Below are 23,274 nucleotides of genomic sequence, written 5' to 3'. Positions count from 1 at the left end.
GGCATTCCAGGTTAGGCGAGCCTGGACTATGGTCCGGGGGTGCTCCGTCGGACGATCGTCGTGCTCGCTCTCGCGGGACTGCTCAGCGCCTGCGCCTCCGACCCCGGCCCGGCCGCCGCGCCGTCCGGGTCCGGCGGGACGTTCCCGGTCCGCATCGACCACGTCTACGGCAGCACGGAGATCCCGGCCCGGCCGGAGCGGGTCGTCACCCTGGGGTGACCGACATCGACCCGGTCCTCGCGTTGGGAGTGACCCCGCTGGCCACCACGTCCTACCCGGTGTTCCAGGACACCAATGGGGTGGGCCCGTGGGGCCGCGACCTGGTGCGCGGCAACCCGCCCCAGCTGCTGTCCGAGCCCGACACCTCCCCGAGCCTGGAGCGGCTCGCCGCGCTCGCCCCGGACGTGATCATCGCCGTCACCTCGGGCATCGACGAGGCCACCTACGACCGGCTGTCCGCGATCGCCCCGGTGGTCGCCCGTCCGGCCGGCACCATCGCCTACGGCGTGCCCCGCAGCGACCAGGCCCGCACCGTCGCCGCCGCACTCGGCGAGCGGGAGCGCGGCGAGGAGCTCGTCCGGACCGCCGACGCGGCGTTCGCCGACGCCGTCGCCGCGCACCCGGAGTTCCGCGGCGCGACCGCCCCCGCGGTGCTGCCCTTCGACGGCAGGTACGGCGCCTTCACCCCGGCCGACGCGCGCGGACAGTTCATGTCCGGTCTCGGTTTCGTCCTCCCCGAGCGGGTCGCCGCGCTCGACGACGGCAGCAGCTTCTACGTCGAGCTCGCGTCCGAGCAGGCCGGGCTGCTCGACGGCGACGCGCTGGTCGTGCTGGCCGACGAGGGACCGGCCCGCCGCCAGGTCGACACCGACCCGGTCCTCGCCCAGGTCCCGGTCGTCGCCCGTGGCGACATGATCATCCCGGATGCCGACGTGCGGGCGGGCATGACCTACAACAGCGTGCTGTCCGCCCCGTTCACCCTCGAGCGGCTCGTCCCCCAGCTCGCCGACCGGCTGCGCGACTGATCCGGGTTAGGGTCCGGGCGTGAGCGTGATGGAGCGGTTCCGAATGGACGGCCGAGTCGCCGTCGTCACCGGTGCGTCGTCCGGCCTCGGCGTGGCCTTCGCGACGGGCCTCGCCGAGGCGGGCGCCGACCTCGTCCTCGGCGCCCGCCGGACCGAGCGGCTCTCCGACACCGTGGCCATGGTGGAGGCGACCGGGCGGCGCGCGGTCGCCGTCGCCACCGACGTCACCAGGCCCGAGGACTGCCGGGCACTCGCCCGGGCGGCGGTGGACGAGTTCGGTCGGCTCGACGTGCTGGTCAACAACGCCGGGATCGGCACCGCCGTCCCGGCCCTGAAGGAGACCCCCGACCAGTTCACCTCGGTCATCGACGTGAACCTCAACGGCTCCTACTGGATGGCGCAGGCCTGCGCGCCGCACATGGGCGCCGGGTCCAGCATCGTCAACATCTCCTCGGTGCTGGGCCTGACCACGGCGTTGCTGCCGCAGGCGGCGTACTCGGCGTCGAAGGCCGCGATCGTCGGCCTGACCCGCGACCTGGCCCAGCAGTGGGCCACCCGCAGGGGCATCCGGGTCAACGCGATCGCACCCGGGTTCTTCGCCTCCGAGATGACCGACCAGTACCAGGACGGCTACCTGGAGAGGATGGCCGAGCGGATCCCCATGGGACGCGTCGGCGACCCGGAGGAGCTGACGGCGGCCGTGCTGTTCCTCGCCTCCGGTGCGGGCGGCTACGTCACCGGCCAGACCTGGGCCGTCGACGGCGGCATGACGATCACCTGACCCGACCGGCCAGGATCGGGGCGGAGGTCCCGGGGGGCCGCGCGGCACCCACGGGACCTGCGCACTCAGCTGCGGGGAACGTCGTCGGACTCCGGGGTCAGGCCGGAGGCGGGCACCAGGCTCCAGCGCTCCAGCGCCGCCCGCACCTGCTCGGCGGCGTCGACGTTGAGCGGGCCCGAGGTCCACAGGGCGTAGGGCAGGTTCAGGAACCGGTTCTCCCGGACCGCGGGCAGGTCGCGGGTGTCGGGGCGGCTCTTGAGCACCGCGACCTTCTCGGCGAAGGTCTGCGGCGGGTAGTCGACGAACAGGAACGCGGCGGGCTGCGCCGTCGCGACCCGCTCCCACGAGACCTGGGTCCAGGTGTCGTCGACGTCGGACAGCGCGTTGCGCGCCCCGGCCGCTTCCATGATCGCCTGCGGGGCGCCGAAGCGGCCGCTGGAGTACGGCGACTCGGTGCCGTTGTCGAACAGGAACACCGTCGGCGGGGTCGCGGCCTTCGGTGCCCTCCCCAGCGTGGCGAGCCGGTCGTCGAGGTCGGCGACGACGCGGTCGGCGTCGGAGGTGTGCCCGGTGATCGTGCCGAGGTTGTGCAGGTCCTCGCGCAGCGCCGTCCAGGGGTCGACGATGCCGCGGGCGCGTTGCCCGTCGGCCTGACGGCAGGACTCGGTCAGCATGTACGGGGCGATGCCCTGCTCGCGCAGCCGGTCCGGGGTGAGGTTCTTCTCCTCGCTGTAGCCGTAGTTCCAGCCGGCGACCATCACGTCGGGGTCGCGGGCCAGGACCGTCTCCAGGGTCGGGTACTGCGGTGCCGCCTGGGCCAGGCCGTCGACGGCGGCGCCGAAGTGGCGGCGCAGCGTCTCGGCGTCGCGCTGCATGCTCGACACCGCGGCGACCCGGTCCTGGGCGCCGAGCGCCAGGACCATCGAGATCATGTTGCCGTCGTTGACGAACATGCGCTGCGCCGGGGACGGGAACGACGCCGGGGCCCCGCAGTTCGTCACGGTGACCGTGCCGGCCGGGGCATCGGCGGCGGGCGGAGCCGGGGCCGAGCAGGCGGCGAGGGCGACCACCCCCGCGGCGAGGACGGCGGACAGCCGCAGTGGACGGGCGGGTAGGAGCGTCACGGAGTCTCCCCGGGTAGGTCGAGCAGGAGGCGGGACCGCCCGGTCACCGGGTGCGTGACGCGGGCGGCGGCGACCCCGAAGACCCGTGAGACGGTGTCGGGGTCGAGGTCGGGCACGGCCGGGAGGGCCCGGCCGTCGTGCAGCACGACGAGGCGGTCGCACCAGCGGTCCGCGAGGTCGAGGTCGTGCAGGCTCACCACGACGGTCCGGCCGAGTGAGCGCACCAGCTCCAGCAGGCCCAGTGCGTGCCGGACGTCGAGGTGGTTGGTGGGCTCGTCGAGCAGCAGGACCCCGGCGTCCTGGGCGAGGCCGCGGGCGAGCAGCACCCGGCGCCGTTCGCCGCCGGAGAGCCGGTCGACCGGGCGGTCGGCCAGGCCGTCGAGGTGGACCGCGGCCAGCGCGGCGGTGACCGCGGCCCGCTCGGCCGCATCGCCACCCGACCACGGCGGCCGGTGCGGGACCAACCCGAGCGCGACGATCTCCCCGACGCACAGGTCCGCGGGGAGGTCCTCCTCCTGGCCGACGAAGGCGATCCGCCGGGCCCGCTGCCGGGCCCGCAGCGCGGTCAGCGGGGTGCCGTCGAGCCGCACGCGGCCCGCGGCGGGTCGGCGGATCCCGGCGAGGGCGCGCAGCAGGGTGGACTTGCCGCTGCCGTTGGGACCGACGACGCCGAGCACCTCGCCGGGCTCGACCGCGAGGTCGACCCCGGCCAGCACGGTGCGCCCGCCGAGCACGCACGTGAGGGTCTCGGCACGCAGGCTCATGCCGTGCTCCCGGCGGTCCGGTAGCGGCGGCGCCCCATCAGGACCAGGAACACCGGGGCGCCGATCAGCCCGGTGACCACGCTCAGCGGCATCTCGGTGGGCCGCACCGCGATCCGGGCCGCGACGTCGACGACGACCAGGAACAGCGCCCCGGCCAGCGCGGACACCGGGACCAGCACCCGGTGCCGGGAGCCGACGAGCAGCCGGGCCAGGTGCGGCACGACCAGCCCGACGAAGCCCACCGCGCCCGACACCGCGACCAGCACCCCGACCGCGGTCGCGCAGACCGCGAACAGCGCCGCCCGGGCGGCGGTGACCGGCACGCCGAGCGCCGCCGCGGTGTCGGGTCCGGCGTTCAGTGCGTCGAGCCAGCCGCTGGAGGCCAGGAACAGGACGAGCACCAGCCCGACGGTCACCGCGGGCACCGCGACCCGGTCCCACTGCGCCCCGGACAGGCTCCCCAGCAGCCAGAACAGCACGGACTGGGCGGCGGCCGGGTCGCCGGCGCGGAACACGAGGAAGCTCGCCGTCGCCGAGAACGCCGAGCCGAGCACGGTGCCGGTGAGGATCAGCCGGATCGGGGTGATCCCGCCCTGTGCGACGGCGATCGCCCCGACCAGTACCCCGGCCACGAGGGCGCCGAGCAACGCCCCGGTGAACAGCGCCCAGGTGCCGAGCGCACCCAGCACCCCGGTGGTGATGACGGCCGTGGCGCCGACGCTCGCGCCGGAGGAGACCCCGAGCAGGTAGGGGTCGGCGAGCGGGTTGCGCACCAGGGTCTGCACCCCGGTGCCGGCGAGCGCGAGGCCCGCACCGACGATCGCGGCGAGCAGCGAGCGCGGCATCCGCAGGTCCCACACGATCGTCGAGACCGGGCCGGGCCGGTCCTGCAGCACCGCGTCGACGACCCTCGCGACCGGGAGGACCTCGGCGCCGAAGGCGAGCGAGCCCAGGAGCGCGACCGCCAGCAGCGCCGCCAGGGCCACCGTCACCGTCGCGGCGCCCACCGACCGTCGTTCCCACACCTGCACAGTTCATCATGTGGCGGCAGCTCGGTGGCTGCGGGGAAGATCACCGGGCAGGACGCAGGTGCACCCGTAACGCGGCGAGCCGCGGTCCGCCGGACCCGCCAGGGTGCACCTCGACGAGGTGGGTGGCCGGAACGGCGGGCCGGGCGTCGGGGAAGTCGTCGCGCAGCACCTCCAGCATCGTGCGCAGCTCCAGCCGGGCCAGGTGCGCACCGGCGCAGAAGTGCGGGCCGTGCCCGAACGTCAGCGGATGTCCCTGGGTCGGGCGGGCGTCGATCCCCCGGATGTCGACGAGCACCGGAGCCCCGGCGGGCAGCGCCTGTCCCGCGAGGTCGACGGCGGTGCGGGCGAAGCGCCACAGCGAGAAGGGTGCGGGCGGGTGGACCCGCAGCACCTCGGTGACCAGCGCGTCGAGCTCGTCGGCGGTGCGGCCGGCGAGCCCGGAGTCCAGGGCGTGGGCGACGACGTAGCCGAGCGCGGCGTCGGTGGTGAGCTGACCGCCGAACACCAGGCCGAACACGAGGTAGCCGACCTGGGCGTCGTCGAGGTCGGGCAGGGCCGCACGCAGGCCGGCCGCGACACCGTCGCCGGTCCCGTCGGTGACCGCGGCCGTGCCGATCGCCTGCAGCCTTCCGAACGCGGCGCCGGCCACGGCCGGGGCGGGGCTCCACATCGCGCGGCAGGCGTCGACGGCGTCGTCGAGGAGCCCCGGCGGGGCACCGACGACCTCGAGCACGACGGCCAGCGGGTACCGGATGGTGACGTCCTCGGTGAGGTCGACCTCGCCGGGGCCGAGGCCGTCGAGCAGGCCAGCGGCGAGGGACCGGATCCGTCCGGCGTACGGAGCGAGCGCGCGGGCCGACAGCAGCGGGACGTGCGCGCGGCGCAGCCGGGCGTGCCCGGCACCGTCGGCGGTGGTGAGCGACAGCCGCTCGGCAGCCGGGGGTTCGAGGTCGGTGACGCCGGGCGGGGCGAGCGCGGGGTCCTTGGCGAACCGCGGGTCGGTGAGGACCCGGCGGGCGAGCACCTCCTCGGTGACCACCCACACAGCGGGCCCGCCGGGGAGCGTCGTGGGCACGACCGGACCTCCGGCCGGCGCGGGGTCCGGATCGGACAGCGAGCGGGTACGGGCGGTGAACGGGCACGTCATGGCTCCATCGTGCCCGTGGACGCGGACACCTCCGGTCCTCAGTCGAGCAGCACCGTGCGCAGGTCGAGGCGACGCAGCACCCGGTCGACGGCGTGCGGGTCGACACCGGGCTCGCGCCGCGCGGCCAGCACCTCGGTCCGGGCGGCCGCCAGCGCCGACGCCTGCGCCTCGGCGAACGCCCGGCGGGCCTTCTTCACCGCCGCGATCCGGGACCGTTCCTCCTCCGACGGCGTCTCCCCCGACAGCACCCGCTCCAGCCGTTCGACGCGCTCCCGCATGGCGGTGCCGACCTCCTCGGGCAGGCCGCGGACCGTGCGTTCGAACTCCAGGGTGGCGACGGCGGCCCGGCGCGCCCGCAGCACGATCTCGCGTTCGGCCCGCTCCTCGGCGTCGGCCTCGTCGTCGATGTCGAGGGCGCGGACCAGCATGCCCAGGGTGAAGCCGGGCACGAGCAGTGTCACGAACAGCACCGACACCGCGATGAGGACGAGCTCGTCGCGGGCGGGGAACGGCGCCCCGGACGCGGTCTGCAGCGGCAGCGACAGCGCGAGGGCGAGCGTCGCGAGCCCCCGCATGCCGCACCAGGACAGGAGCACGGCCTCGCGTCCGGTGAGCGGCGCGGCGCCGGCCGCGGCGGCCCCGTCGGCGTCGCGGGCCAGCACCCGCCAGGCGACGACCATCCAGAGCACCCGCACCGCGACGACGACCACGCACACCACCGCCGCGTGCGCGAGCATCCTGGGCAGCTCGTCGCCCGCGGCGAGCACGACCTGGCGCAGGTCGAGCCCGATCAGGCCGAACGCGAGCCCGGTCACCAGCAGCTCGACGACGTTCCACAGCGAGGACTGGGTGAGCCGCTCGGCCGCCTCGTCGGCGTCCGCCCCGGCCCGCAGCTGCAACGCCAGCACGACGACCGCGATGACCCCGGACGCGCCGAGCTCCTCGGCCGCCAGGTAGGTGGCGAAGGGCAGGACCAGGGTGAGCGCGCTGCGTCCGGTGGCGTCGGTGACCCGGCCGAGCACCCGTCGGGCCAGCCAGGCGACCCCGAGACCGATGAGCACCGCCCCGGCCGCGCCGAGGACGAACCGCAGCCCCAGCCCCAGGGGGCTCAGCTCGCCGCCGGAGACGGTGGCGAGCACCGCGGCCTGGAACACGACCAGGGCGGTCGCGTCGTTGAACAGCCCCTCGCTCTGCAGCACGGCCACCACCCGACGCGGGATCGGGACCTGCCCGGCGACCGCCTCGACCGCCACCGGGTCCGGTGGGGCCACCATCGCGCCCAGCGCGATCGCCGCGGTCACCGCGATCCCCGGGACCAGCAGCCACACCGTGCCCGCCACGACCGTCGCGGTGACCAGCACCAGCGCGACGGCGAGCAGCGCGATCGACCGCCACCGGGCCCGGAACACCGCCCACGACGTGCGCTGCGCGGTGGCGAACAGCAGTGGCGGCAGGAACAGCGGCAGGATCAACCCGGGTTCGATGACGAACGCGTCGGGCAGGCCGGGCAGCAGCGCGACGACCACGCCGAGCACCACCATCAGCGCGGGCCAGGGCAGCCGCAGCCGGTCACCCACCCCGACCAGGACGACCGCGGCCACCATCATCCCGACGAGCACGAGCAGCATCTCCACGGACCGACACCCTGCCCTCCTCGCCGCCGGACGGCAGCCGACGCGCCGTGCCAGGATCACGGCGAGACACCCGCCACCGACCCGAGGAGGTCCCTCCCGTGCCCCGCAACCCCTACGACGAGCTGCCCCCGGTCCCGTCGTTCACCCTGACCAGCACCGACCTGACCGACGGCACCGCGCTCGCCACCCCCCAGCTGTCCGGGATCTTCGGCGCGGGCGGCGAGGACGTCTCGCCGCAGCTGTCCTGGTCCGGCGCACCGGAGGGGACCCGGTCCTACGCCGTGACCTGCTACGACCCGGACGCCCCGACCGGCGCCGGGTTCTGGCACTGGGCGGTGTTCAACCTGCCGGCCTCGGTGACGTCGCTGCCGTCCGGCTCCGGTGACGACACCGGCTCCGGCCTCCCCGAGGGCGCGGTCCAGCTGCGCAACGACGCGAGCCTGGCCCGCTACCTGGGCGCCGCCCCGCCGCCCGGGCACGGCCCGCACCGGTACTTCTTCGTGGTGCACGCCGTGGACGTGCCCACGCTGGACGTGCCCGCCACCGCGACGCCCACGTTCCTCGCCTTCACCCTGTTCAGCCACACCGTCGGCCGTGCCGTCCTGGTCGGGACGCACGCGAACCTGAGCTGAGGCCCGCCGGCGTGGACGCGGACGCGGAGCTGGACCTGCTCTACCGGGTCCCGCCGGAGGACTTCGTCGCCGCGCGTGCCGCCGCCGTCGCCCGGGCCCGCACCGAGCCCGACGCCGACGCCGCCCGGGCGATCGCCGCCGCCCGGCGGCCGACCCGGGCCGCGTGGCTGGCCAACCTGCTGGTCGACGACGCCCGCGACGAGGTCGAGGGGCTCCTGACCCTGGCCCCGGTACTCGCCCACGCCCAGCGCACGCTCGACGGCGCGGCCCTGCGGGAGGTGTCCGCGCAGCGCACCCGGCTGGTCGGTGCGCTGGCCCGGCGGGCCGCGGCACTCGGCCGCGCCGCGGGGGCCCGGGTGGACCCCGGCCTGGAACGCGACGTGCGGTGGGTCCTGGAGTCGGCGCTGGCCGACCCGGAGCTGGCCGACCGCCTGCGGTCGGGACGGCTGGAGCGCTACGAGCGACACAGCGGCTTCGGCCCGCTCGCCGAGCCGGACTCCGGGCCACCGGCGCCCCGGACCTCGCCGCCGCGGACCCCGCCACCGCCCACCTCGTCACCGCCCACCTCGACGGACCGCGACACCGAGCCCGCACCAGGCACCGGGGCTCCCCCGGACACCGGCGCATCCCGACCGGACGGCGACGGGGAGCTGTCCCGGCGCCGGCGCGAGGCCCGGCGCCGGGAGGCCGAGCGCCGGGCCGCCGAGGAGCAGGAGCGGCGCGCGGCGCAACGGCACGCGCGGGCGGTCGCCGAGGCCGAGGAGGCCGTCGAGACCGCCCGGCTCGCCGCCCACGACGCCGACCGGGAACGCGACGACACCCGCGACCGCGCCGCGCAGGCCGCGGGGCGCCGCGACGACGCGCACCGCCGCGGGGCGGAGCTGACCGCCGAGCTGGCCCGCGCCCGGTCCGCGGCCGAGGACGCCGACCGCGCCCGGGACGAGGCCGAGCGCGCCGCCCGGGACGCGGCGGCCCGGGCCGACCGGGCCGGGGAGGACCTGGCCCGCGCCGAGGAGATCCTGGACGGGCTGCGGTCGGACTGAGGAGGCCCCGTCCCTCCCCGGCCGCCACCGGACACGGCGGCGAGCGGTGCCGCCACCCGTCCGCGGACCCGTGGCATCCTGGCCCGGATCCGACAACGAGGAGCTCCCGTGTCCGACGATCCCCGCCGTCACATCCGCGCCCCCCAGCAGATCAAGGACCTCAACGACGACCTGCTCGCCCGGCGCGACCGCGGCGATCTGCCGTTCGAGCTGCCCGTCCTGACCGTCCCCGGCCGGCGCAGCGGCCGGCCGCGGCACACCCCGCTGACGGTGTACGCGACCGGTGGGGAGCGGTTCGTCGTCGGCGGGTTCCCGGGCGCGGACTGGATCGTCAACGTCCGGGCCGCGGGCGGGCACGCCTCACTGAGCACCGGGCACGACGCCGAGCCGGAGCCCGTCGTGCTGGTCGAGGTGCCGCCGGAGCAGGCGCGCACCGTCCTCGAGGCGTGGCCGGAGGTCACCCCGGACGGCGTCGCGGTCATGATGGAGAACGGGATCGTCACCGAGCCGACGCCCGAGGCGCTCGGTGCCCTGACCGGCATCTGCCCGGTGTTCCGCATCGACCCGGCCTGAGCGTCGTATGGACGGTCATACGGACATCGGCATCGTCCTCCGGCCCGAGCTGCCCCCCGAGGAGCTGCCGGGTGCCGCCCGTGACGTCGAGGCCGCCGGGCTGGACCAGCTGTGGCTGTGGGAGGACTGCTTCCTGCACGGCGGGACCGCCACCGCCGCCGTCGCGCTGGCGCGCACCGAGGCCCTGGCCGTCGGCGTCGGGCTGTTCCCGGTGCCGCTGCGGAACCCGGCGGTCGTCGCCATGGAGATCGCCTCGCTCGCCGGGCTGTTCCCCGGCCGGTACCTGCCGGTCCTCGGGCACGGCGTGCTCGACTGGATGGGCCAGGTCGGCAACCGGGTCACCTCACCGCTGACCCTGCTCGCCGAGCACACGACCGCGGTGCGGGACCTGCTCTCCGGGCGCGAGGTCACCCGCTCCGGGCGCTACGTCTGTCTGGACCGGGTCCGGCTGGACCACCCGCCGGCGACCGTGCCCCCGGTCCTGGTCGGCGGGCGCGGGCCGCGCACCCTGCGGCTGGCCGGGGACCTCGCCGACGGGGTCCTGCTCGACTCGGGTCTGACCCCCGAGGAGGTCCGGTCCTCGCTCGGGTCGTGTGGGCAGGGCGGCGCCGCGGACGGCTTCCGGCGCATCGGCTACGTCGCGCTGCCGGAGGATCCCGCACTCCCGGGGCGGCGGCGGGCGGTCGAGTCGATCGTCGCGACCCACGCCGCGGCCGGGCTGGACACCGTCGTCCTGGTCCCGCCGGCCGGCGCCCCGGACCCGCGGCCCTGGCTGGACGCCGCGGCCGCGGCCCGCAAGAGCCTCACGCCGGAGCGGTGAAGCCCGCCCGCAGCTCGCGCTTGCGGATCTTGCCGGTCGCGGTCCTGGGCAACGGCTCGTCGGTCCACCGCACGTGCGCGGGCGCGGCGAACTCCCCCACCCGCGCGGCGACGGCGGCGCGGACGGCGTCGTCGTCGCGGGCCGCTCCGGGGCGGGCCCGGACCAGCGCGGCGACCTCCTCCCCCAGGCGCGGGTGCGGCACCCCGAGCACCGCCACCTCCAGCACCCCGTCGACGGTGTGGATCGCCGCCTCCACCTGCACGGAGTACACGTTCTCCCCGCCGCGCAGCACGACGTCCTTGGACCGGTCCACGACGTACACCCAGCCGTCGGTCACGTGCCCCAGGTCGCCGGTGCGGAACCAGCCGTCGACGAACGCCTCGGCATCGGCGTCGGGCCGGTTCCAGTAGCCGCGGACCACGTTCGGGCCGCGGAACCACAGCTCGCCGACCTCGCCGTCGCCCAGCGCCTCCCCGGCCGGGCCCACGACCCGCAGTTCGGCCCCCGGCGCGGGCCTGCCGACCGAGTCGGGGCGGGCCCGGTACTCGGGCCCGGTATTCGCGCAGATCGCCGAGGTCGTCTCCGTCAGGCCGTAGCCGTTCGCCGCGCCGGCACCGAGGTCGCGTCCGATCCGGGCGACGAGCTCCGGCGGCACGGGCGCCCCGCCCATGCCGACCGTCCGCAGCGAGGCCAGATCGGCGGGGTCGGCGCCGTCGAGCAGCTCCGCCGTCGTCGACGGGACACCGTTGGAGCGGGTCAGCTGCTCGGCCCGGACGACCGCCCGCGCCGCGGCCGGGTCCCAGCGGTGCAGGGTCGCGAGCTTCGCCCCGCCGAGCACGGCGCCGACGAGGCCGTTGATCCCGGCGATGTGGAACATCGGATACATGAGCAGCGTCCCCTGCTGCCCCGGCGGCAGTTCCGTCCCGGCGTCGAGCGCGGTCGCCCGGGCGGTCAGCGCGACATTGAGCAGGTTCGTCACCTGGTTGCGGTGGGTGCCGACCGCGCCCTTCGGACGGCCGGTGGTGCCGGAGGTGTAGAGGATCGTCGCGTCGTCGTCGGGGCCGGGCGCGCTGTGGCCGCCCAGGTCACCGGGACCGTCGGTGCGCAGCCCGAGGTCCTCCCACTCGACCACCGGGCCGGGCGCGGGCGCGCGGCCACCGCGGACCCGCACGACGGGCACCCCGAGGCCGCGAGCGCTGCCATCGGTGCCGCCGCCGCACAGGGCGGCGCACCGCTCCGGGTCGGCCACGACCACCCGGGCACCGGAGTCGGCCACCGCCCAGGCCAGCTCGGGCGCGCTCCACCAGGCGTTCAGCGGCACGACGACCAGTCCCGCGACCTGCGCGGCGAAGAAGACCACCGGCCACTCCGGCAGGTTGCGCATCGCGATCGCGACCCGGTCACCGGGGCGCAGCCCGAACCGCCCGGTGAGCACGCCGGCCAGGTCGGCGACCAGGCTCCGGTGCTCGCCGTAGGTGCACCGCTCGCCCTGGTACACGGTGAAGGTGCGCTCCGGCCAGGCCGCCGTCGCCGCCCACAGCTCGGCCAGGGTGTGCGGGCCACGCCGGTAGACCCGCATCGCGACGCCCCGCACCTCGGCGTCGATCAGCTCGAACTCCCCGCCGGGTGCGGTCAGCGTCGCGATCACCGGGCCGAGTCCCGTCGTCGCCGCTCCGGTGTCGTTCCTCGGGGTGTCTCCCATCGGCGCACCTCCTCGTGCCCGTCCGTCCTACCCCGGCGGCCGCTCCGACGGAAGCGGTGATCGTTCGCTCACGACAACGATCGTGTCCGGACTCACCGCGCCCCAGTACGTCCGTACCATTTAGGCTCGGGTCGTGATCCCACGGTGAGCTCCCGCCCGTCGCTGTCCGGATGGTGGCGCTGGCCGTTGCTCGCCGCCCTCACCGCGCTGGTGACCGCCGGGCTCGCCACGGTCGACGTGCCCTCCCCCGCCCTGTTCGCCGGGCTGCTGGTCGCGACCGTGCTCGCGCTGTCCGGGCTCGGCCCCACCCGGGTCGCCCGCCCGGCGACCTCGGCCGCCCAGGCGGTCATCGGCGTCGTCATCGGCCTGCTCGCCCGACCGGACACCCTGGCGGCGGTGGCCGCGGAATGGCTGCCGGTACTGCTGATCAGCCTCGCGACGCTGCTGCTCAGCATGGGGTCCGGGCTACTGATGGGGTTGCAGCGCGGGGTCACCCCGCTCACCGGGATGCTCGCGCAGACCGCGGGCGGTGCGTCCGGGCTGGTCGCGATCAGCCGCGAGCTCGGCGGCGACGAGCGCACCGTCGCCGTCATCCAGTACCTGCGGGTCGGTCTGGTCACCGCGACGATGCCGGTGGTCGCCGCGTTCGTCTACGGCGCCTCCCCCGGTGCCCCGGCCGCCGCGGGCACGGGCACCGACGCGCCGTGGTGGGTCGGGCTCGCGGTGACCGCATTGTGCGTGGGCGTCGGCGTCCCGCTGGGGAAGGTCGCGCGGGTCCCCGCCGGGGCGCTGCTCGGGCCGATGGTGGTGGCGCTGGTGATCAGCCTGGCCGGGTTCTCCTTCGACGCGTCGGTACCGCTCCCGATCGTCGACATCGCCTACGCCGTCATCGGCTGGCAGGCCGGGCTGCGCTTCACCCGGGCTGCGCTCGGCACCGTCGCGCGGGTGCTGCCGCTGGCGACCGTCCTGATCCTGGGCGTCGTCGCGCTGTGCGCCCTGCTGGGGCTGCTGCTGTCCTCCCTCACCGGTATGACGCCGCTGGAGGGATACCTCGCGACCACCCCGGGCGGGATCTACGCGGTGCTGGCGACGGCGATCTCGTCCGGGGTGGACGTCACCTCGGTGGTCGCGGTGCAGGTGCTTCGGGTGATCCTGATGCTGCTCGTCGCACCGTGGACCGCGCGGATGGTCGGGCGGCGCCTGGGCCCCGGCACCGGGGAGTGAGGCCCGCTCAGCGGACCCGCGCGACCCGTCCCGGCGGCGGCGCCGGGACCGCGCCGGGGTGCAGCAGGGCCGCGACCGCCTCCACCCCGTCGACCAGGCGCGGACCGGCCCGCACGACGTAGGACGCCGAATCGATCGCGTGCACCGGGACCCGGGCGGGAAGCCACGGCAGCGCCGTGCGGGCCTGGGCGAGCGCGTCGTCGAGCCCGAAACCGCAGGGCGCGACCAGCACGGCGTCGCACGGGGGCAGGTCGGCCCGGTCGACCGCGGTGCTGCGCCCACCCGGGGCGGCGGCCACCGGGACACCGCCCGCCGCGGTGACCAGGTCGGGCACCCAGTGCCCCGGCAGGAACGGCGGGTCGGTCCACTCCAGCACCAGCACCCGCGGTGCCGGGCGGCCCCGCACCATGGCGGCCACCGCGTCCAGGCGCGCCGACAGGCCCGCGACCAGCTCGGCGGCCCGGTCCGGCACCTCGGCCGCGGTGCCGACCGCGGTCACCACGTCGAGCACGTCGGCCAGCCGGTGCGGGTCCAGCGACAGCACCCGGGCCCGGGTACCCAGCTCGGCCTGCACCTGCGCGACGGTCGAGCCGGGCAGCGCGCACACCGCGCACAGGTCCTGGGTGAGGATCAGCTCCGGGTCGGCGGCGGCGAGGCGGGCGCGGTCCACCTCGTAGAGCGGCAGCCCGGCCGCGGCCCGCTCGCGGACGACGGCGTCGATCTCTCCCGGCGACGCCGCGGGCGGCAGCGCGGTGTCCACGACCACCGGCACCCGGTCCCGCACCCCCGCCGGGTCGTCGCACTCGAAGGTGACGCCGACCAGGTCGGCGGCCAGGCCGAGCCGCCCGGCGATCTCGGTGCCGGCCGGGAGCAGCGACGCGATCCGCACACCGCGCAACGGTAGGCGGTGGCGTGCGCCGCGACGAGAGGGAAGGATCGCCGCATGACCGTGCACGAGCGCGCCGGGACCCCGGCCCGCCCCGAGGACCTCGTCGACGTCGACGCGCTGCTGGCCGCGTACGCCACGACCCACCCCGACCCGTCGGTCGACGTGCAGCGGGTCGCGTTCGGCACGTCCGGGCACCGCGGGTCGGCGTTCACCGCGACCTTCAACGACGATCACATCGCCGCCACCAGCCAGGCGATCGTCGAGTACCGGGCCGCCCAGAACACCGACGGCCCGCTGTTCCTCGGCCGCGACAGCCACGCGCTGTCCGAGCCGGCCTGGCGCACCGCGGCCGAGGTGTTCGTGGCCAATGACGTCGACGTCGTCGTCGACTCCCGGGACGGGCTGACCCCGACCCCCGCGATCTCGCACGCGATCCTGGTGACCAACGCCGGGCGCGACGGCCGGCACCTGGCCGACGGCGTCGTCGTCACGCCCTCGCACAACCCGCCCGCCGACGGCGGCTTCAAGTACAACCCGCCCGACGGCGGCCCCGCGGGCACCGAGGCGACGACCTGGATCGCCGACCGCGCCAACCAGCTGCTGGAGAACGGCCTGAAGGAGGTGCGCCGCGCCGCCCGGTTCGACGCCGCGGCCGCGCACCGCTACGACTACCTCGGCACCTACGTCGACCAGCTCGACCAGGTCCTCGACATGGCCGCGATCCGCGACGCCGGGGTCACCATCGGCGCCGACCCGCTCGGCGGCGCCTCGGTCGACTACTGGGGCGCGATCGCGCAGCGCTGGGGCCTGGACCTCACCGTGGTCAACCCAGCCGTCGACCCGACGTTCGGGTTCATGACCCTGGACTGGGACGGGAAGATCCGGATGGACTGCAGCTCGCCGTACGCGATGGCGTCGCTGCGGGCCCGAATGGAGTCCGATCCGGCTCCCTTCACCATCGCCACCGGCAACGACGCCGACGCCGACCGGCACGGCATCGTCACCGCCGACGGCGGCCTGATGAACCCCAACCACTACCTCGCCGTGGCCATCGGCTACCTGTTCGCCCACCGCCCCGGCTGGCCCGCCGCCGCCGGGATCGGCAAGACCGCGGTCAGCTCGTCGATGATCGACCGGGTCGCCGGTGACCTCGGCCGGACGCTGGTCGAGGTGCCCGTCGGGTTCAAGTGGTTCGTGCCCGGCCTGCGCTCGGGCGAGATCGGCTTCGGCGGCGAGGAGAGCGCGGGCGCGTCGTTCCTGCGCCGGGACGGCTCGCCGTGGAGCACCGACAAGGACGGCTTGCTGGCCGCCCTGCTCGCCTCGGAGATCACCGCGGTCACCGGCTCGACCCCCAGCGAGCACTACGCCCGGCTGACCGAGCGGTTCGGCGCCCCCGCCTACGCCCGCACCGACGTCGCCTGCTCGCGGGAGGACAAGGCGGCGCTGTCGAAGCTGGACGCCGACGCCGTCACCGCCACCGAACTCGCCGGGGACGCGATCACAGCGAAGCTCACCCGCGCCCCAGGCAACGACGCCGCGATCGGCGGGCTGAAGGTCCTCACCGACACCGGGTGGTTCGCCGCCCGCCCCTCGGGCACCGAGGACGTCTACAAGGTCTACGCCGAGAGCTTCCGCGGGCCGGAGCACCTGGCACGCATCCAGGACGAGGCGCGCGGCGTGGTCTCGGCGGCCCTGGCAGGATCGGGCGCGTGAGCAGCAAGCACGCACTCGGGTTCGGCATCGACATCGGCGGCTCCGGCATCAAGGGCGCCCCGGTGGACCTGCACAGGGGCCGGCTGGCCGCGGAGCGGGTGCGGATCCCGACGCCGCAGCCGTCGACACCGGAGGCGGTCGCGGAGACCGTCACGCAGATCCTCGACGAGTTCGACTGGCGTCACTCCTTCGGCTGCACGTTCCCGGCGGTCGTCACGCACGGGGTGACCCGCACCGCGGCCAACGTGGACCGCGCCTGGATCGACTGCGACGCGGCCGCGGTGCTGCGCCGGGTCACCGGCCGGGACGCGGTGCTGGTCAACGACGCCGACGCCGCGGGCGTCGCCGAGGCCGAGTTCGGCGCGGCCGCCGACCACCACCACGGGCTGGTGCTCGTCGTGACCCTCGGGACCGGCATCGGGTCTGCGCTGGTCAACCACGGGAAGCTGGTGCCCAACACCGAACTCGGGCACCTGGAGCTCGACGGGTTCGACGCCGAGTCGCGCGCCGCCGACTCCGCCCGCGAGCGCGAGGAACTGGACTGGGAGCAGTGGGGCGGGCGGCTGCAGCGCTACTTCACCCACGTCGAGAACCTGCTGTGGCCGGACCTGATCGTCGTCGGCGGCGGGGTCAGCAAGAAGTTCGAGAAGTGGTCGCCCTACGTGCGGACCCGCACGAAGCTCGTCCCGGCCGGACTGCTCAACGAGGCCGGGATCATCGGGGCAGCGCTGCTGGCGCACGGCTGACCCTCGTCCGGTGCCGGATTTCGTCGTGCAGTAGTTTGCGGTGCTCACGATCCTGCGAGCACACTGCAGTGACTGCACGACTGCACTCCCCGCTCGGGTCGAGGGTGCGAGCCGCGCGCCGGGACCAGCGGGAGAGGCGGGACGGGCATGATCGGCGACATGCTGACCGGCCAGGAGGAACGCTGCCACGGGCTGCGGGAGCGCAAGAAGGTGCGGACCCGCCAGGCGCTGCGCGCCGCGGCACTGGAACGCGCCCGTACCCAGGGACCGGACGCGTTCACCGTGGAGGAGATCTGCGCCGACGTCGACGTCGCGCCGCGCACGTTCTTCAACCACTTCCCGTCGAAGGACGCGGTGCTGTTCGACTGGGACGCCGCCTCCCTCGCCGAGCTCGCCACCGAGGTCCGCGCCCGGCCCGAGTCGTCCCCGCTCGGGGCCGCGACGGCGGTGCTCGCCGAGGTCGCCGAGGCGCTGACGACCAGCCCGACCTGGCACGGCCAGATGGAGCTGCTGCGCACCCACCCCGAGCTGCGCCCACGGATCGCCCACGTCGGACGGACCGTGGAGCAGACCGTCGCCGTCGGACTCGCCGAGCGCGAGGGCACCGACACCCCCACGACGGCCCACCGGCTCGCCGCGGCCGCTGCGATGGCGATCATGCAGGTCGCCGTCGGCGGCTGGCTGGCCGCCCCGGAGGGCCCGGCGGCCCGCCAGGTCTACGGCGACGTGCTGGCGGCCGCCCGGGAGTCCTTCTCGGCGCTGCCGGACTGAACGCCCCGGACTCAGGCCGCCGGCGGTCCGTAGGTCAGCCGGACCACGCCGTTCTCGTAGGCCTCCGACTCGCAGAGCCGCAACGGCACCCGGGCGCCCTCGGCGAACAGCCGCAGCCCGGCCCCGAGCGACACCGGGTAGACGAACAGGTCGAGCGTGTCGACCAGGCCGTCGGCGAGCAGCGCACGGACCAGGGTGACGCTGCCGGAGACGTAGATGCCGCCGTCGGTCGCGTCCTTGAGCTGCTGGATCCGCACCGGGTCGTACGGGCCGAGCACCCGGGAGTTCTCCCACTCCAGCGGGTCGGCCAGGGTCGAGGTGACGACGTGCTTGGGCGCGCCGTTGAAGAACGCCCCGCCGGACTCGACGTCGTGGCCGCGGGCCGACCAGGCCGGGTGGAACATCTCGTAGGTGGTGCGGCCGAGCAGGATCGCCGCGTCGGTCAGCCGGCCGATCGCCTCCCCCATCGCGTCGGGGAAGCCGTACTCGGCCGTCCACGACGGGTCGGACACGACCCCGTCGAGGCTGATGAACTCGTGCACGTCGATGGTGCCCACTGTGGTCTCCCGGGGTCCGGTACGGAGGTGACGGGGGTAGGACCGTGGCCCGACCCGGATCTCATCGGATCGGCTCAGGCGAGGTCCGCGACGGTGGACGCGGCGCCGCGCGACCACAGCGACTCCAGCGCAGTCCGGAACGCGCCCGCGAACCGCTCGTCGGAGCCGAGGTCGCCGAACACCCCGCGGTGGGACAGGAACGACCCCGGGGTGTCCCGTTCGGCGCGGGCCAGCGCGGTCATCTCCCCGGCGAGCCGGTCCTGCTGGGGGATCTCGCGGCCCTGCTCGTCGGTGCCCTCGGCGTAGCGGCACCACCCGGCGACGACGGCCGCCGCCCGCGCGACCTGCCCGCCCGCGGCCAGCTGCTCGCGCACCACCGGCAACAGGAAGATCGAGATCCGGTCGGAGCTGCCGTAGTTGATCCGCATCAGCGTGTCGGCGACACCCGGGTTCGCGAAGCGTTCCATCAGGGTGTCCTTGTAGGCGTCGAGGTCGATGCCGGGCACCGGGCGTAGCGTCGGGGTGGCCTCGTCGTCCATGTAGGACCGCAGGAACGCCGCGAACGTCGGGTCCTGGGCGACCTCGTGCACGTAGCGGTGTCCGGCGAGGTAGCCGAGGTAGCCGAGCGCCTGGTGGGTGGCGTTGAGCAGGCGCAGCTTCATGAACTCGTAGGGGACGACGTCGTCGACGAGCTGGACCCCGACCCGCTCGAACTCCGGGCGGCCCGCGGCGAAGTGGTCCTCGAGCACCCACTGGGTGAACGGCTCGCAGACGACCGGCCAGCCGTCGCGCAGCCCGAAGCGCTCGGCGAGGGCCTCGCGGTCGGTGTCGGCGGTGGCCGGAGTGATCCGGTCGACCATCGAGTTCGGGAAGGTGACCGACTCCGCGACCCAGGCGCCCAGCCCGGCGTCGCGGAGCTGGGCGACACCGGTGAACACCCGGCGGGCGACGTCGCCGTTGCCCTGCATGTTGTCGCAGCTCATGACCGTGAGCGGGCCGGTGCCGCGCTCCCGGCGACGCGCCAGCGCCTCGACGACCAGCCCGAACCCCCCGGTCGGGGCGGAGCCGGCAGCCATCGAGTCCAGGTCGGCGCGGATGCCGGGGAAGTCCGGGTCGAACTCGCCGGTCTTCTGGTCGATCGCGTAGCCGCCCTCGGTGATCGTCAGCGAGACGATCCGGGTGTCGGGGTGGGCGATCCGCTCGATGACGGCCTCGGGGTCGTCGGGGGCGTAGAGGTAGTCGACCAGCGACCCGACCACCCGGGGCGTCAGCGTCCCGTCGGCCCCCTTCAGCACGAGCGTGTACAGCCCGTCCTGGGCGGCCAGCACGTCACGCATCCGGTCGTCGGCGGCGAGCACGCCGACCCCGCAGATCCCCCACTCCGGCGCCCCGCCGGAGGCGAGCAACGCGTCGACGTACATCGCGAGGTGCGCGCGGTGGAACCCACCGACGCCGATGTGGACGATCCCGCGCCCCACGGCTGCCCGGTCGTAGCCGGGGACCTCCACGCCCTCGATCCCTTCGGCCCAGATCCCGGTCTCGTCCAGCGAACGCATGGTCCCCCTTGCCACGTCCCCCGCGCCCCACGGCGCCGTCGGGTGAGACGCCGACCCTACCGCTCGCACCGTCGCACGCAAGCGCTTCCGCGAGAAGCCCCGCGAACTGGTCCTGCAACCGGTAGATCCCACGAAACAACGTCGTACGCTGCGACGATCAGAGATCAGTACTTGCGCGTATCGCAAGTCAGGCCTACGGTCGCCCGGTGACCGACCCCCGTGCCACCCGGACCGCCGAGGACGCGGTGGCCGGACGGGTGCGCGCCATGCTGGAGCGCGACGGCTGGACCCAGCGTCGGTTCGCGGCCGCGATCGGGCTGGAGGAGACCAAGCTGTCGAAGTCCCTCGCCGGGCGTCGCCGCTTCGCCGCCGACGAGCTCGTCCGCATCGCCGAGGTCACCGGTGAGACCGTGGCCCGGCTGCTGCACGGCCACGACGGCGCCCGGGCCAGGACCGCGGTTCCCACCGGGGCCGCCGCCGCGGCGGCCGAGCCCGACACCGGACGCGAGCCCGGCGGGGCCCACGGCACCCGTGGCCGGATCCTCGACGCGGCCTGGGAGCTGATCGCCGACCACGGCTACCACCGGGTCCGCACCGCCGACGTCGCGCGGGCGGCGGGGACCAGCCCGGCGGCGATCCACTACCACTTCCCCACCCGCTCGGAGCTGCTCGACTCCGCGCTGCGGCACAACGTGCGCCTCGCCTTCGACCGCCAGGTCGCCGAGCTCGACACGGTCGCCCACCCGCACGAGCGGCTGCTGCGGCTGATCGACCTGCAGCTCCCCGACGGCGCCCTGCTGCGCCGCGAGTGGTCGATCTGGATCCAGGTGTGGGCGGAGTCGGCGATCGACCCGGCCCGGCGCGCGCTGTACTGGGACGCCTACGACCGCTGGTACCGCAGCATCGCCATGACGATCGCCGAGGGAGCCGCGGCCGGGGTGTTCGTGTCCGGCCGTACCGAGGCCCTGGCCGACCAGCTCACCGCGCTGATCGACGGGCTCGGCATCCAGGTGCTGGCGATGACCCCGCGGGCCGGGACCGACCGGATGCGCGCCCTGCTGCACGACTTCATCGACCGGGCCGTGCTCGCGGCACCGGCAGGCACGGAACGAACGGAGATCGGATGAACCGTGACGTCATCATCACCTGCGCGGTGACCGGGGCCGGCGACACGGTGGGCCGCAGCCCGCACGTGCCCGTCACCCCGGCCGCGATCGCCGCGGACGCGATCGCCGCGGCCCGGGCCGGGGCCGCCGTGGTGCACATCCACGTGCGCGACCCGGAGACCGGGAGCCCGTCGCGGGCGGTGGAGCTCTACCGCGAGACCGTGACCCGCATTCGGGACTCCGGCGTCGACGTCGTGCTGAACCTGACCGCCGGCATGGGCGGCGACCTGGTGATCGACGCCGACGACCCGCTCAAGCCGATCGACGGCACGGACCTCGTCAACGCCCTGGAGCGGCTCCCGCACGTCGAGGAGCTGCTGCCCGACATCTGCACGCTGGACTGCGGCTCGCTGAACTTCGGGGAGGGCAACCAGCTCTACGTCTCCACCCCGGACATGCTGCGCACCGGGGCCAGGCGGGTGCAGGAGCTCGGGGTGAAGCCCGAGCTGGAGATCTTCGACACCGGACAGCTGTGGTTCGCCACCGTCCTGGTCGAGGAGGGTCTGATCGACGCCCCGGCGCTGTTCCAGCTGTGCATGGGCATCCCCTACGGCGCCCCGGCCGACCCGGGTGTGCTGGCGGCGGAGGTGAACCTGCTGCCCGAGGGCGCCAACTTCGCGTCGTTCGCGATCGGGCGCGACCAGCTGCCGTGGGTGGCCCGGTCGGTGCTGGCCGGCGGGCACGCCCGCGTCGGGCTGGAGGACAACCTCTACCTCTCCCGCGGGGTGAAGGCGACCAACGAGCAGCTGACCGAGCGCGCGGTGGAGATCGTGCAGAACCTCGGCGCGAGCGTCGCGACGCCGGACCGCGCCCGCGCGATCCTCGGTCTGAAGGAGCGCGCCGGTGTCTGAGCCCGTGTCCGAGTCCCTGTCCGAGCCGGTCACCGAGCCCGTGCCCGACCTCCGGCCCGTCTCCGCGATCCGGACCGTCGCCTGCATCGGCGCCGGGGTGATCGGCGCGGGCTGGGCGGCGTACTTCCTGGCCCGAGGGCTGCGGGTCCGGGCCTGGGACCCCGCCCCGGACGCCGAGGAGACACTGCGCCGCGTGGTCGACGCCGCCTGGCCGGCGCTCACCGAGCTGGGACTGGCCGAGGGCGCCGACCGGGACGCGCTGACGATGTTCCCGACCGCGGCCGAGGCCGTCGCGGGCGCGGACTTCGTGCAGGAGAGCGCCCCGGAGGACCTGACGCTCAAGCGCTCCCTGCTGGCCGAGCTGGCCGACGCCGCGGTGGCGGCCGGTCCGGACGTGGTGGTGGCGTCGTCGACCTCGGGGTTCCCGATGACCGACATGGCGACCACCGCGGCGCACCCGGACCGGGTCGTCGTCGGGCACCCCTTCAACCCGCCCTACCTGATCCCGCTGGTCGAGGTCGTCGGCGGGGAGCGGACCGCGGCCTGGACGGCGTCGCGGGCCGCGGACTTCTACCGGCACATCGGCAAGTCGGTGATCGAGATGGAACGGGAGCTGCCCGGCTTCATCGCGAACCGCCTGCAGGAGGCGATCTGGCGCGAGGCGCTGCACATGGTCGCCGCGGGCGAGGCCACCCCCGAGGAGATCGACCGCTCGATCACCGACGGCCCGGGGCTGCGCTGGCCGGTGCACGGGCCCTGCCTGACCTTCCACCTGGCCGGGGGCCGGGGCGGGATGGCGCACATGCTGGACCACTTCGGACCGTCGCTGAAGGCGCCGTGGACGCGCCTGGAGGCCCCGGAGCTGACCCGGGAGCTGCGCGACGACATGGTCGCCGGCGCCGAGGTCTCCGCGGGTGGGCGGCCGATGGCCGAGCTGGTGGCGGAGCGCGACCGGGCGGTGATCGCGGTCCGCCGGGCCGTGGCCGTGGCCCGGCAGACCACGGTGCAGACCACCGGGGAGACCGCCCGGTGAGCGCGCTGCCGGCGCACCGCGACGTCGTCCGCCCCGAGTGGATCGACTACAACGGCCACCTGTCCGAGCCCTACTACGTGCTGGTGTTCGGCGACGCGACGACGGCGCTGATGGAGCACACCGGGATGGACGCCGGCTACCGGGACACGACCGGCTGCTCGCTCTACACCGTCGAGGCGCACGTGCGGTACCTGCGCGAGATCGGCGCGGACGCGGAGCTGGAGGTCACCACCCGGGTGCTCGGCCGCGACGCGAAGCGGCTGCGGCTCTGGCACGAGCTGCGCACCGCGGGCCGGCTCTGTGCCACCGAGGAGCTGATGTGTCTGCACGTCGGCCCGGGCGGCACCGCGCCGTTCCCGGACGGCGTCGCCGCCGACCTCGACGCGCTGGTCACCGGCTACCCCGTACCCGAGCACGCCGGACGTGCCGTGCAGGAGGTGACCCGGCCCCCGACCTGACCCGCGACCGCGGCCCCGCACCTGCGGGGCCCTC

The 23,274-nt window shown here is 75.3% G+C and carries 24 protein-coding genes; 15 read left to right on the top strand and 9 right to left on the bottom strand.

The window, feature by feature from the left end:
* Positions 1-39 precede the first annotated feature (39 nt).
* The 3 genes from XF36_RS32300 to XF36_RS09975 are packed head-to-tail and all read left to right on the top strand — an operon-like array spanning position 40 to position 1,806.
* Positions 40-219 (top strand): hypothetical protein, encoded by a 180-nt coding sequence (locus XF36_RS32300; protein ID WP_060711784.1) that lies wholly within the window; start codon positions 40-42, stop codon positions 217-219.
* Complete coding sequence (locus tag XF36_RS09980; RefSeq protein WP_060711783.1) at positions 216-1,025, top strand: ABC transporter substrate-binding protein; 810 nt, start codon at positions 216-218, stop codon at positions 1,023-1,025. The genes XF36_RS32300 and XF36_RS09980 overlap by 4 nt, the downstream gene beginning before the upstream one ends.
* A 19-nt stretch (positions 1,026-1,044) precedes the next feature.
* The gene (locus tag XF36_RS09975) at positions 1,045-1,806 is read left to right on the top strand and encodes an SDR family NAD(P)-dependent oxidoreductase (RefSeq protein WP_060711782.1); all 762 of its coding nucleotides are present in this window, start codon (positions 1,045-1,047) and stop codon (positions 1,804-1,806) included.
* Positions 1,807-1,871: 65 nt separating this feature from the next.
* Here the strand turns inward: XF36_RS09975 and XF36_RS09970 are convergent, their stop codons facing one another.
* The 5 genes from XF36_RS09970 to XF36_RS09950 all read right to left on the bottom strand — a co-directional run bounded on the left by XF36_RS09970 (position 1,872) and on the right by XF36_RS09950 (position 7,500).
* Positions 1,872-2,930, bottom strand: coding sequence for an ABC transporter substrate-binding protein (locus XF36_RS09970; RefSeq protein ID WP_145981322.1), 1,059 nt, complete (start codon positions 2,928-2,930; stop codon positions 1,872-1,874).
* Positions 2,927-3,694 carry an ABC transporter ATP-binding protein gene (locus XF36_RS09965; RefSeq protein WP_060711781.1) on the bottom strand — a complete coding sequence of 256 codons (768 nt, stop codon included), beginning with the start codon at positions 3,692-3,694 and terminating at the stop codon, positions 2,927-2,929. The genes XF36_RS09970 and XF36_RS09965 overlap by 4 nt, the downstream gene beginning before the upstream one ends.
* The gene (locus tag XF36_RS09960) at positions 3,691-4,701 is read right to left on the bottom strand and encodes a FecCD family ABC transporter permease (protein ID WP_060711780.1); all 1,011 of its coding nucleotides are present in this window, start codon (positions 4,699-4,701) and stop codon (positions 3,691-3,693) included. The genes XF36_RS09965 and XF36_RS09960 overlap by 4 nt, the downstream gene beginning before the upstream one ends.
* Positions 4,702-4,765: 64 nt before the next feature.
* Positions 4,766-5,872 (bottom strand): cytochrome P450, encoded by a 1,107-nt coding sequence (locus XF36_RS09955; protein WP_060711779.1) that lies wholly within the window; start codon positions 5,870-5,872, stop codon positions 4,766-4,768.
* 38 nt (positions 5,873-5,910) lie between these two features.
* Positions 5,911-7,500: a Na+/H+ antiporter gene (locus XF36_RS09950; RefSeq protein ID WP_238589313.1), complete on the bottom strand. Its 1,590-nt coding sequence runs from the start codon at positions 7,498-7,500 to the stop codon at positions 5,911-5,913.
* A gap of 104 nt (positions 7,501-7,604) precedes the next feature.
* Between XF36_RS09950 and XF36_RS09945 the strand changes: the two genes are divergently transcribed.
* From XF36_RS09945 to XF36_RS09930, 4 genes are all read left to right on the top strand, one after another.
* A complete protein-coding gene (locus tag XF36_RS09945) occupies positions 7,605-8,138 on the top strand; it encodes a YbhB/YbcL family Raf kinase inhibitor-like protein (protein WP_060711777.1) in 534 nt (177 codons plus the stop codon).
* 11 nt (positions 8,139-8,149) lie between these two features.
* Complete coding sequence (locus XF36_RS31475) at positions 8,150-9,181, top strand: hypothetical protein (RefSeq protein WP_060711776.1); 1,032 nt, start codon at positions 8,150-8,152, stop codon at positions 9,179-9,181.
* 108 nt (positions 9,182-9,289) lie between these two features.
* Positions 9,290-9,754, top strand: a complete 465-nt coding sequence (locus tag XF36_RS09935; protein WP_082375301.1) for a nitroreductase/quinone reductase family protein — start codon at positions 9,290-9,292, stop codon at positions 9,752-9,754.
* Between the two features lie 7 nt (positions 9,755-9,761).
* Positions 9,762-10,574: an LLM class flavin-dependent oxidoreductase gene (locus XF36_RS09930; RefSeq protein WP_060711775.1), complete on the top strand. Its 813-nt coding sequence runs from the start codon at positions 9,762-9,764 to the stop codon at positions 10,572-10,574.
* Here the strand turns inward: XF36_RS09930 and XF36_RS09925 are convergent.
* Complete coding sequence (locus tag XF36_RS09925) at positions 10,558-12,276, bottom strand: class I adenylate-forming enzyme family protein (RefSeq protein WP_064485405.1); 1,719 nt, start codon at positions 12,274-12,276, stop codon at positions 10,558-10,560. The genes XF36_RS09930 and XF36_RS09925 overlap by 17 nt on opposite strands.
* 144 nt (positions 12,277-12,420) lie before the next feature.
* On the opposite strand from XF36_RS09925, the gene XF36_RS09920 reads away from it, so the two are divergent.
* On the top strand, positions 12,421-13,500 hold the full coding sequence (locus XF36_RS09920) for an AbrB family transcriptional regulator (protein ID WP_060711773.1): 1,080 nt from the start codon (positions 12,421-12,423) through the stop codon (positions 13,498-13,500).
* Positions 13,501-13,507: 7 nt separating this feature from the next.
* On the opposite strand, the gene XF36_RS09915 is transcribed toward XF36_RS09920, so the two are convergent.
* Positions 13,508-14,389 (bottom strand): cobalamin-binding protein, encoded by an 882-nt coding sequence (locus tag XF36_RS09915; protein ID WP_060714558.1) that lies wholly within the window; start codon positions 14,387-14,389, stop codon positions 13,508-13,510.
* Between the two features lie 54 nt (positions 14,390-14,443).
* Between XF36_RS09915 and pgm the strand changes: the two genes are divergently transcribed.
* From pgm to XF36_RS09900, 3 genes are all read left to right on the top strand, one after another.
* Positions 14,444-16,102 (top strand): phosphoglucomutase (alpha-D-glucose-1,6-bisphosphate-dependent), encoded by a 1,659-nt coding sequence (gene pgm, locus XF36_RS09910; protein WP_060711772.1) that lies wholly within the window; start codon positions 14,444-14,446, stop codon positions 16,100-16,102.
* Complete coding sequence (ppgK, locus tag XF36_RS09905) at positions 16,099-16,848, top strand: polyphosphate--glucose phosphotransferase (protein ID WP_060711771.1); 750 nt, start codon at positions 16,099-16,101, stop codon at positions 16,846-16,848. The genes pgm and ppgK overlap by 4 nt, the downstream gene beginning before the upstream one ends.
* Positions 16,849-17,007: 159 nt before the next feature.
* Positions 17,008-17,619, top strand: coding sequence for a TetR/AcrR family transcriptional regulator (locus XF36_RS09900; protein ID WP_145981321.1), 612 nt, complete (start codon positions 17,008-17,010; stop codon positions 17,617-17,619).
* An 11-nt stretch (positions 17,620-17,630) separates the two neighbouring features.
* Here the strand turns inward: XF36_RS09900 and XF36_RS09895 are convergent, their stop codons facing one another.
* The gene (locus XF36_RS09895; protein WP_060711769.1) at positions 17,631-18,176 is read right to left on the bottom strand and encodes a dihydrofolate reductase family protein; all 546 of its coding nucleotides are present in this window, start codon (positions 18,174-18,176) and stop codon (positions 17,631-17,633) included.
* Positions 18,177-18,250: 74 nt separating this feature from the next.
* Positions 18,251-19,732, bottom strand: coding sequence for a mannitol dehydrogenase family protein (locus tag XF36_RS09890; RefSeq protein ID WP_060711768.1), 1,482 nt, complete (start codon positions 19,730-19,732; stop codon positions 18,251-18,253).
* A gap of 266 nt (positions 19,733-19,998) precedes the next feature.
* Between XF36_RS09890 and XF36_RS09885 the strand changes: the two genes are divergently transcribed.
* The 4 genes from XF36_RS09885 to XF36_RS09870 are packed head-to-tail and all read left to right on the top strand — an operon-like array spanning position 19,999 to position 23,240.
* Complete coding sequence (locus XF36_RS09885) at positions 19,999-20,859, top strand: TetR family transcriptional regulator C-terminal domain-containing protein (RefSeq protein ID WP_060714557.1); 861 nt, start codon at positions 19,999-20,001, stop codon at positions 20,857-20,859.
* Positions 20,856-21,749 carry a 3-keto-5-aminohexanoate cleavage protein gene (locus tag XF36_RS09880; protein WP_060711767.1) on the top strand — a complete coding sequence of 298 codons (894 nt, stop codon included), beginning with the start codon at positions 20,856-20,858 and terminating at the stop codon, positions 21,747-21,749. The genes XF36_RS09885 and XF36_RS09880 overlap by 4 nt, the downstream gene beginning before the upstream one ends.
* Before the next feature lie 40 nt (positions 21,750-21,789).
* Positions 21,790-22,782 carry a 3-hydroxyacyl-CoA dehydrogenase NAD-binding domain-containing protein gene (locus tag XF36_RS09875; RefSeq protein ID WP_060714556.1) on the top strand — a complete coding sequence of 331 codons (993 nt, stop codon included), beginning with the start codon at positions 21,790-21,792 and terminating at the stop codon, positions 22,780-22,782.
* Positions 22,779-23,240, top strand: a complete 462-nt coding sequence (locus XF36_RS09870) for a thioesterase family protein (RefSeq protein ID WP_060711766.1) — start codon at positions 22,779-22,781, stop codon at positions 23,238-23,240. Before XF36_RS09875 ends, XF36_RS09870 begins: the two co-directional genes overlap by 4 nt.
* Positions 23,241-23,274 lie beyond the last annotated feature (34 nt).

This window comes from Pseudonocardia sp. HH130629-09, from assembly GCF_001294645.1.
Classification (GTDB): Bacteria; Actinomycetota; Actinomycetes; order Mycobacteriales; family Pseudonocardiaceae; genus Pseudonocardia.
The sequence above is the reverse complement of the archived record's forward strand: the minus strand, read 5'-3'. Positions and strand labels throughout refer to the sequence as shown.